The sequence below is a fragment of the uncultured Methanobrevibacter sp. genome (assembly GCF_937898925.1).
Classification (GTDB): domain Archaea; phylum Methanobacteriota; class Methanobacteria; order Methanobacteriales; family Methanobacteriaceae; genus Methanobrevibacter.
Genome location: NZ_CALDKF010000045.1, coordinates 1 through 6,189, shown reverse-complemented (window position 1 = coordinate 6,189; position 6,189 = coordinate 1). Strand labels below are relative to the sequence as shown.

Below are 6,189 nucleotides of genomic sequence, written 5' to 3'. Positions count from 1 at the left end.
CACAATACTTGGCTTTATATGCTGAAGAAGAGGACATTGATGAGAAGTTCATTAGATTATTTAAATTGATTTCAGATTAAATTTTTTTAATAGCTGTGAATGGCAAAACTTTTTTTTAGATTTTTCTCTTCTTTTAATTTAAGAATATTTTTTTCATATTCTTATTACTTATTTTTATTTTTAAAGATTTTAAAATAGAATTTTTTATAAATGGTAAACTATTTATAAAATTTTAAAGGATTTTTAACAGTTTAATTTTAATTTTACAAAATTATATCAATTTAATAGCCATATAAAACTATAATATTTATATATGATTAAAACAGATACTCAAATAGGCTTTAATTAAGAAAAATAAAAATTCTAGAATTTTTTTAACATTAATATGAGATGATTTGATGACTTTTAGTGGCGAAAAATTCTTTTCCGTTGGCAAACATTTAGGGAAATATTCAAAAGATGAGGAATATCAAAGGTCAGCAATTGGCCGCTTTTATTATGCCTGTTATTTGGTAGCTAGGGAAATTTATAATAAAGAAAACAATCGTGAAATGGGCTCAAGTATTTCCCATTATAAATTAAAAGAATATTTTAAAGGTTTAGACGGAACTAAGGAAATTGGAGAAAAATTAGAAATTCTCAGGAATAATCGGAATGAAGCTGATTATAAACTTTATTTCAATGAAAAGAAAGTGAAGGATAGTAAAAATAAATCTAAAGAGATATTGGATTTTTTTAATAAGGAGTTTTGAAGTGATAATAATGCAAAGTCTAAAAACAGTTTCAAAACAGCAAGATTTGTCTAATGTTAAATTTAATCAGGAATTATCCAAAGAATTCATATTGATAAATCCTAAAGAAATAAATGAATTTATTTCAAATCAATCTGGATTAATTGAATTGATAAATGATAGTTATAAGCTAATCAATGGATTCTTTCCAAATTCTAAGATATATCTGCAATATAATCAAGATCCTGAATATGATGATTTAAAAGCAATTTTTGCAAGTATCGTTATGATTGATGAGGATTTTGATTCAAATAACAAAGTGTATAATGATTTATTGACTGAGTTCGTTAAATTAAAAGAATTATATGATGATGTTTATTTCTGCTATTATGTCAATGTAAGTTATAATGAGGAATATTTAAAGTTTAAACGGAAAAGAAACTATAATCATTATCAATAGATTTATATAAACCATTTTGTTTATTATAATATAAACAAGATAAAAAGTGATATCATGCCTGTTGATAATGATTTAAAATTGGAAACCAAGTGTTATGATGCAATGGAGTATGGCTATCTCTATGGATTGAACAAGAAGATACCGGATGAGCAGTGGGAGAAAGTGAAACCATACATGAGAAAATGGAAAAGGATGGACTTTGTAGAAGGTAACATCAAGGTTACAGGACGTCCAGAAGGATACAGATGCTTGGAAGAGGATGTTCCTAAAGTTGAAGAGATACTTGGAATAACAAACACATTGGAAAAAAGAAGAAAGAACATAGAAGAAAAGATGTCTGATCCAATCAAGAAGGTACAATTCAAGGATCAAGTCTACAACTGGTTAACAATGCTCTTTAAAAGCGGAACACAACCAAAACAGGATTTAAGCAGATTAGCTATCCATTCCACTAAAATCTATGATCCTGCAGATGGTTTCAAGAATGGTGCAGAAGATGGATACGGTGAACTATTCATTTATACTCCTCATGGAATGTGGTACATTATCAATAACTGCAGTCCAGGAGCAAACAAGGCACTCAATAATCTTGAAAGCAAGTTTGGCGGTGCAATCGGCTATAGGTTGATGTATGAGGATACAGTTGATACACTCATTAGAGTCTATACTGAAGAAAATGAGTATACTGGTCCAGAATTATATTAATAAGACTTATTAAATATTAAATAGATCTAATCTATTAGGTGATTCTATGAACAATAGAAAAGTAATTGCTATAGAATTTGCAAGAAAAATTAATTCAGATTTAATCAAGGAAATCATATTATTTGGATCTGTTGCTAGAGGTGATGATGGAGAGGATTCTGATATTGATATTTTAATTGTTTCTAATCATCAAGATTCCATTGAAAATATTATTTCTGATGCAATTGCTGAAATTGTAATAGAGGAACATGAACTTATTTCTGCACATGTAATGTCTGAAGAAAGATTTAATAAGACAAAAGATTATTCATTTTTATCTAATGTACTTGAAGAAGGTGTTGTAATTGGGTGAATTCGAAGAGTACATTAAAAAGGTTAATGATAAAGTCATATCCAGTAAAGCTTTATTTGATATAGGACAATATGCCACTTCAGTAAGTGCATCATATTATGCTATGTTTTTAACTGCAAAAGCTTTATTGATTAAGGAAGGTTTGAGGCCAAGATCTCATGCTGGAACCATATCTCTCTTTAGTGAGGAATATGTTTTAAAAAGAGGTTTTGACAGGGATATTTTTAAATTTCTCTCTAGAACCCAATCATTAAGGGAAGAAGCTGATTATGATTCAGTAGATAGCATAACTAAAAAAATTGCTCAAGATAAAATTGTCGAAACTGAAAAATTCATTAATGAATCAAAACGCTTTTTTGATTAATAGTTGATGCATTGATTGAATTTATATTAAAAAAATGAGTCTTGTGTCCATAATTATATTTAAGCACCATATATGGTTTTATATCGTAAAATAAGCATTTTAAAAGAAAATTTTATATATCTGGAGCATATAATTATTAATAATGTCTAATTCCTGCTAGACATGATATCTAGATAAATTACTTATTAGATTTTGCTGGTATAAAATGGTTTATTTTTTAAATCATTTTATATCAATAAAAAAAGAATTATTTTTTAAAGAGGTTTTATCCTCTATTGACTATTTTTATTTATTCAACAGCTTTCCTTAAAGCTTGATCGATATCTGCAATGATGTCTTCAACGTTTTCAATTCCTACAGACATTCTAATGAAGTCTGGAGTAACTCCAGTTGATATTTGCTCTTCTGGAGATAATGTTGAATGGGTAGTTGAAGCTGGATGCACAACTAAAGTCTTTGCATCACAGATATTTGCAAGGTGTGACAATAGCTCAACATTTTCAATGAACTTCTTGCCTTCTTCTATTCCACCTTTGATACCAAATCCAAGCACACAGCCGTATTTTCCATTGAGATATTTCTTAGCGATCTCATGGTTAGGGTTGTCTTCAAGTCCAGGATAATTCACCCATGATACAAGTTCATGGTTTTCTAGGAACTTAGCGACTTCAAGAGCGTTTTCAGTGTGTTGCTTGACTCTAAGGGACATTGTTTCAAGTCCTTGAAGCAACATGAAAGCATTGAATGGGCTGATACAGCTTCCTAAATCTCTCATTACCTGTACACGTGCCTTGGTAACATAAGCTGCATCACCGAATGCATCAACATAAACAAGTCCATGATAGCTTTCATCAGGTTCTGTAAACTCTGGGAACTTGCCGTTTGTCCAGTCAAAGTTACCTGAATCGACAATTGTACCACCTAAGGAAGTACCGTGTCCTCCAATGATTTTGGTTGCTGAGTGAACAACAATGTCTGCTCCATGTTCAATAGGTTTTACCATGCCGATAGCAGATGTATTATCAACTATTAAAGGAATTCCATGCCTATGGGCAATGTCAGCAAGGACTTCAAAGTCAGGAACATCCAATTTAGGGTTACCGATTGATTCGCAGTAGATTGCTTTTGTCTTGTCTGTAATTGCATCTTCAAAAGCTTGGGTGTCTTGGGAATCCACAAAATTCACTTGAATTCCGAATTTCTTCAATGTGGTCTTGAATAAGCTGTAGGTTCCTCCATAGAGATTGTCTCCAGAAACAATTTCATCACCGCATTGTGCAATGTTCAATATGGCAAGGGTGATTGCTGCCATTCCACTTGAAGTGGATAATGCACCTACACCACCTTCAATAGCTGCAACCCTTTTTTCAAACACTTCATTGGTTGGGTTGTTTAATCTGGTGTAAATGTTTCCTGGCTCTGTAAGAGCAAAGATATTAGCTGCATATTCAGCATCCTTGAATACATATGAACTGGTTTGATAAATAGGAACTGCTCTTGCGCCAGTGAATGGATCTGCCTCTTCCTGACCTGCATGCACTTCTAAAGTTCTGTCTCCATATTTTCTTGTCATGATATTTTCTCCATATTTTTAAATATAACTATGTTAATATAATTTATATATTCTATTATATTGCTTTTGATTAATAACTATAAGCATTAAGAAAGTAAACTTATTGAAAATGGATTAAATTTGTATAATTTAACACATAGATATATATTTAAAAATTAACAAAGTATTAGTAAGAATTAACATTTATTTAAAATAAAGATACTATTAAAATTATTGATAGTAAATTATAAACAATTGATTTAATCAATCATTATTTTAATTAAATTAATAGTAAATTCAACTTGCAAAATTAGTGAAATTTGAATTATTATTTGGTAGATAAAATAAAAAGTGATATCATGGCAAAAGACAATTTTTGTATTTATTGCGGATTCAAGTTATTCCCAGAAGATCATTTCTGTCCAAACTGCGGAAAGAAATTGGATGAAGCAGATGTAAAGTCAAATAATACTTTCAATACTACAACAAGTAATACAACAAGTAATACAACCAGCACTACAACTACCACTACCTCAAATACTACTTCCAAGAATTATTCATATTATAAAAAGCAAGTTGAAGAGCTAAAGAAAACATATGAAACCAAAGAAGAAAAGGTTTTAGAACTCCTTGAAAAGAAATTCCCTAATGGTCAAATGACTTATGGCAGATTTAGGGGAGAAGTTGATGTTTGCAGAGTGAACTTCTTTAAGGAAGCGGAATCCGCTGAGAATATGATTAATTTATCTGATGAATATTCAGAAAAAATAGCTGATGCCCTTAAGGAAAAGATAAGCACATTACAATCCATTGTAGCTAAAATGAATAATCTTCAAAGTGAACTCATTATCAGCATTAGCAATGGGGACGATGGTTCTAATGAAGAAATAGACAATTTGATTAAGGAAATGAATGATTTGATTGATTCTGTAAAGGATTATGATTAATATTCCTTTTTAACTATTTTTAAACTACTATTTAAACTACTATTTTATAAACTACTTTTAAACTACTATTTAAACTATTTTTAATATATTTTTTAATAAATTTTTTATAATTTTTACTTAAAAATGCAAAGCTTTATAAGTAAGATATGTCATAAAATTATATGACACATTGAATTTAATTTTGTGTATAAGATTATGGGTGATATAATGTCTGAATTTTCACTTAATGTTAATGAAATTAAAGAAGAAGTAGACAAGAGTCTCAAGGAAGAAGAAGAAAAAATTGCAAATCCAGCAATCAAAAAGCAAGCAGATGATAATGCTTCTGCTATCTTTGAAGCTAATTTTGATGATGTTGCTGCAAGAGAAAACATCTTGAAACCATTGGATGACTTTGGTCTCAATGCAATCAACAGATCTGCAAACAAGAACAATCTCTTGACAACTCGTTTTGTAGATATTGCAAAAGGTGGAGATGAAGCAGCAAATGTTGGTGAAAAACTAGAGGAATTAGACAGAGAAATCAGAAACCTAGACCCTAGCGCTATTGAATTCGGCCAATCCGGCATCTTAGGAAAACTCTTAAGGCCTGTAAGAAATTATTTTGCTAAATATGAAAAGGCTGATGAAGCTATCTCCAACATTCTCAAATCCCTTGATGAAAGCAGCAGAGTATTGCAAAATGACAACACCACTCTTCTTGCTGAAGAATCATATTTAAGAGAATTGACCAAAAAGCTCATGACTGACATTGAGTTAGGTAAACAGATGGATGCTTCCATTGAACAGCAAATCCGTCAAGCTGAAATTGAAGGTGTAGACCAATATAAAATTGACTTTGTACGTGAAGAGGTATTATTCCCACTTAGACAAAGAATCATGGACATGCAACAAATGATTGTTGTAAATGAACAAGGAATCATCTCCTTGAATGTTGTAAGAAGAAACAACAAGGAGTTAATCAGAGGGGTAACCCGTGCTAAAAATGTAACTGTAACTGCACTTAGAAACGGTGTAATGGTTGCAAGTGCATTATACAACCAAAAAATCGTTATCGATAAGATCAAAACCTTGAATG

Annotated in this window: 8 protein-coding genes; 7 read left to right on the top strand and 1 reads right to left on the bottom strand. The window is 30.6% G+C overall.

The window, feature by feature from the left end; genetic code table 11:
• The first annotated feature begins 398 nt into the window (after positions 1–398).
• From Q0409_RS03680 to Q0409_RS03660, 5 genes are read left to right on the top strand one after another with little or no spacing between them, the layout of a single operon-like run.
• Positions 399–752: a hypothetical protein gene (locus Q0409_RS03680; protein WP_298535199.1), complete on the top strand. Its 354-nt coding sequence runs from the start codon at positions 399–401 to the stop codon at positions 750–752.
• Positions 753–762: 10 nt separating this feature from the next.
• Entirely contained in the window at positions 763–1,191 is a 429-nt protein-coding gene (locus Q0409_RS03675; protein WP_298535197.1) for a hypothetical protein, read from the top strand.
• A gap of 54 nt (positions 1,192–1,245) precedes the next feature.
• Entirely contained in the window at positions 1,246–1,896 is a 651-nt protein-coding gene (locus Q0409_RS03670) for a hypothetical protein (RefSeq protein ID WP_298535195.1), read from the top strand.
• A 46-nt stretch (positions 1,897–1,942) separates the two neighbouring features.
• The gene (locus tag Q0409_RS03665; protein ID WP_298535192.1) at positions 1,943–2,248 is read left to right on the top strand and encodes a nucleotidyltransferase domain-containing protein; all 306 of its coding nucleotides are present in this window, start codon (positions 1,943–1,945) and stop codon (positions 2,246–2,248) included.
• A complete protein-coding gene (locus tag Q0409_RS03660) occupies positions 2,241–2,612 on the top strand; it encodes a HEPN domain-containing protein (RefSeq protein ID WP_298535190.1) in 372 nt (123 codons plus the stop codon). Before Q0409_RS03665 ends, Q0409_RS03660 begins: the two co-directional genes overlap by 8 nt.
• Before the next feature lie 289 nt (positions 2,613–2,901).
• On the opposite strand, the gene Q0409_RS03655 is transcribed toward Q0409_RS03660, so the two are convergent.
• Complete coding sequence (locus Q0409_RS03655) at positions 2,902–4,185, bottom strand: O-acetylhomoserine aminocarboxypropyltransferase/cysteine synthase family protein (protein WP_298535188.1); 1,284 nt, start codon at positions 4,183–4,185, stop codon at positions 2,902–2,904.
• Positions 4,186–4,523: 338 nt separating this feature from the next.
• On the opposite strand from Q0409_RS03655, the gene Q0409_RS03650 reads away from it, so the two are divergent.
• Positions 4,524–5,111 carry a hypothetical protein gene (locus Q0409_RS03650; protein ID WP_298535185.1) on the top strand — a complete coding sequence of 196 codons (588 nt, stop codon included), beginning with the start codon at positions 4,524–4,526 and terminating at the stop codon, positions 5,109–5,111.
• Positions 5,112–5,318: 207 nt separating this feature from the next.
• Positions 5,319–6,189 (top strand): toxic anion resistance protein (locus tag Q0409_RS03645; RefSeq protein ID WP_298535183.1); only part of this gene is annotated, 871 nt, incomplete at its 3' end.

Excerpts from the sequence above, each read along its gene's own strand:
- Q0409_RS03680 (WP_298535199.1), top strand. The coding sequence starts at position 399 with ATGACTTTTAGTGGCGAAAAATTCTTTTCCGTTGGCAAACATTTAGGG.
- Q0409_RS03675 (WP_298535197.1), top strand. The coding sequence starts at position 763 with ATGCAAAGTCTAAAAACAGTTTCAAAACAGCAAGATTTGTCTAATGTT.
- Q0409_RS03670 (WP_298535195.1), top strand. The coding sequence starts at position 1,246 with ATGCCTGTTGATAATGATTTAAAATTGGAAACCAAGTGTTATGATGCA.
- Q0409_RS03665 (WP_298535192.1), top strand. The coding sequence starts at position 1,943 with ATGAACAATAGAAAAGTAATTGCTATAGAATTTGCAAGAAAAATTAAT.
- Q0409_RS03655 (WP_298535188.1), bottom strand. The coding sequence starts at position 4,185 with ATGACAAGAAAATATGGAGACAGAACTTTAGAAGTGCATGCAGGTCAG.
- Q0409_RS03650 (WP_298535185.1), top strand. The coding sequence starts at position 4,524 with ATGGCAAAAGACAATTTTTGTATTTATTGCGGATTCAAGTTATTCCCA.